This is a genomic window from Vibrio sp. 11986-1-5 (assembly GCF_963878025.1).
GTDB classification, from domain to species: Bacteria; Pseudomonadota; Gammaproteobacteria; order Enterobacterales; family Vibrionaceae; genus Vibrio; species Vibrio injensis.
Genome location: NZ_CAWNVW010000023.1, coordinates 1 through 875, shown reverse-complemented (window position 1 = coordinate 875; position 875 = coordinate 1). Strand labels below are relative to the sequence as shown.

At 49.7% G+C, this 875-nt stretch carries 2 protein-coding genes; both read left to right on the top strand.

Annotation, left to right across the window (positions count from 1 at the left end; translation table 11 throughout):
* Positions 1-38 precede the first annotated feature (38 nt).
* The gene (locus tag AACS00_RS07895; protein ID WP_110168458.1) at positions 39-473 is read left to right on the top strand and encodes a DUF2787 family protein; all 435 of its coding nucleotides are present in this window, start codon (positions 39-41) and stop codon (positions 471-473) included.
* 47 nt (positions 474-520) lie between these two features.
* The coding region (locus AACS00_RS07890) for a DUF2787 family protein (protein WP_110168457.1) at positions 521-875 on the top strand (355 nt) is incomplete at its 3' end.

Sequence of the window (875 nt, the reverse complement as noted above, 5' to 3'; positions counted from 1 at the left end):
GGTGAAGGTTGTGTCTCTTTTGCTGAAAGGGGACTGTTATGACCGTCCAACAGACCATCACTACGAGTGTCGAAACGACATTAGCCGCGCCACTGACTCAAGTGCTACGCCGCTTTACTATCCCCGAACATGCCAAACGGATCGTCATGAACTGTCGCCAAACCCGCTATTACCGAACCCGACAAGGATTACCCCCCATAGAGCTACAACTTGTCCGTCACAGCGCAACGGATGCATGGCACATTGTCATGATGGCGAGCTTTTCCTACCCCCATCAGCAAAGCACTTCACTAGAGCTCGATCTCTATTTTCATTTGCCCAATGGCTGGTGCTACCAAGCCGACGTTGGCTCAGCCAGTCTGGCTCATGATGAAGTACAAACCTTATTGTCTGTCTGGACGACAAGCTTCGCTAGACATCTTGCTCGACGGGCTTTTGATGAGATCACGGTAAGTGTCATCACCACTCAATAACGCCACGGATCATTTCGTGGCTTCACCAAATATCACAAGGAGAACTGATGTCTCAACTCACTTTTGCAACGTCTACATTGCCCACCTCTCACAAGCTGCATGACTTGTTGAACGAGCAGTTCAGTGCCTCATCGCTGAGTTCACCCACTTTAGAAGCGCAACGCTTGCTGGTGTTTCACTTTCGAGATAAAGCCTACAGCGCCGAGAATGGCGGCCTTCATCCAGTGGAAATAGCACTCAGTAAAATGGCGGATGCATGGCATATCGATTATCTGACCGAGTTTGCTTACTTTGGTCATCCCTACCCTGAGCTTGAACGTTGCTTAGATTTTGACTTTCAACGTGGAGAGTTCTTCGCGGCTTATCAAGGATGGCACCCCATCAAGGGCAGTCATGAAGCAC